Source organism: Streptococcus mitis, assembly GCF_047465045.1.
GTDB classification, from domain to species: Bacteria; Bacillota; Bacilli; order Lactobacillales; family Streptococcaceae; genus Streptococcus; species Streptococcus mitis_DT.
Genome location: NZ_JASHAR010000041.1, coordinates 1 through 1,847 on the forward strand (window position 1 = coordinate 1; position 1,847 = coordinate 1,847).

Below are 1,847 nucleotides of genomic sequence, written 5' to 3' on the forward strand. Positions count from 1 at the left end.
GTTACAACACCGTCAGGTAAGACAGCGGTTATTCCAGCAGCTGATTTGACGAAGACAGCAGAAGCAGCGTCTAAACCAAATGCGGGCGACGATGTGATTACCCCAGCCTCTAAGACAGTCGTAGCCAATCCAGATAGCTTAACTCCAGAAGAGAAGAAAGCGATTGAGGATAAGGTAAAAGCTGTAAACCCAGGTGCTACGGTGGTAGTAGATGACAAAGGTAACGCAACAGTTACAACACCGTCAGGTAAGACAGCAGTTATTCCAGCATCAGCATTAACGAAGACAGCAGAAGCAGCCGCTAAACCAAATGCAGGCGACGATGTCGTTACACCAGCCTCTAAGACAGTCGTAGCCAATCCAGAAGCCCTTACTCCAGAAGAGAAGAAAGCCATTGAGGATAAGGTTAAAGAAGTTAACCCAGGTGCTACGGTAGTAGTGGATGATAAGGGTAACGCAACAGTTACAACAGCAGATGGTAAGAAAACAGCTGTTATTCCAGCATCAGTATTAACGAAGACAGCAGAAGCAGCTGCTAAACCAAATGCAGGCGACGATGTAGTTACACCAGCCTCTAAGACAGTCGTAGCAAATCCAGAAGCCCTTACTCCAGAAGAGAAGAAAGCAATTGAGGATAAGGTTAAAGTCGTTAACCCAGGAGCTACGGTAGTAGTAGATGATAAGGGTAATGCAACTGTTACAACACCGTCAGGTAAGACAGCAGTTATTCCAGCATCAGCATTAACGAAGACAGCAGAAGCAGCTGCTAAACCAAATGCAGGCGACGATGTAGTTACACCAGCCTCTAAGACAGTAGTAGCCAATCCAGATAGCTTAACTCCAGAAGAGAAAAAAGCAATTGAGGATAAGGTTAAAGAAGTTAACCCAGGAGCTACGGTAGTAGTAGATGATAAGGGTAACGCAACAGTTACAACACCGTCAGGTAAGACAGCGGTTATTCCAGCAGCTGATTTGACGAAGACAGCAGAAGCAGCGTCTAAACCAAATGCGGGCGACGATGTGATTACCCCAGCCTCTAAGACAGTAGTAGCCAATCCAGAAGCCCTTACTCCAGAAGAGAAGAAAGCTATTGAGGACAAGGTAAAAGCTGTAAACCCAGGAGCTACGGTAGTAGTAGATGATAAGGGTAACGCAACAGTTACAACACCGTCAGGTAAGACAGCAGTTATTCCAGCATCAGCATTAACGAAGACAGCAGAAGCAGCTGCTAAACCAAATGCAGGCGACGATGTAGTTACACCAGCCTCTAAGACAGTAGTAGCCAATCCAGATAGCTTAACTCCAGAAGAGAAAAAAGCAATTGAGGATAAGGTTAAAGAAGTTAACCCAGGAGCTACGGTAGTAGTAGATGATAAGGGTAACGCAACAGTTACAACACCGTCAGGTAAGACAGCGGTTATTCCAGCAGCTGATTTGACGAAGACAGCAGAAGCAGCGTCTAAACCAAATGCGGGCGACGATGTGATTACCCCAGCCTCTAAGACAGTAGTAGCCAATCCAGAAGCCCTTACTCCAGAAGAGAAAAAAGCTATTGAGGACAAGGTAAAAGCTGTAAACCCAGGCTCAACTGTGGTAGTAGATGACAAAGGTAACGCAACTGTTACAACACCGTCAGGTAAGACAGCGGTTATTCCAGCAGCTGATTTGACGAAGACAGCAGAAGTAGCGTCTAAACCAAATGCAGGCAATGATATCAACACACCGGCGATTAAAACAGCAGTTGCTAATAAAGATGCTTTAACTGACGCAGAAAAAGAAGCAGTTAAGAAAGCAGTATCAGCAGTAAACCCAGGTGCTACGGTGGTAGTTGATGACAAAGGTAATGC

The 1,847-nt window shown here is 45.5% G+C and carries 1 pseudogene; it reads left to right on the plus strand.

The window, feature by feature from the left end:
- Positions 1-1,847: pseudogene (locus QM409_RS10695) on the plus strand (hypothetical protein); the annotation flags it as partial.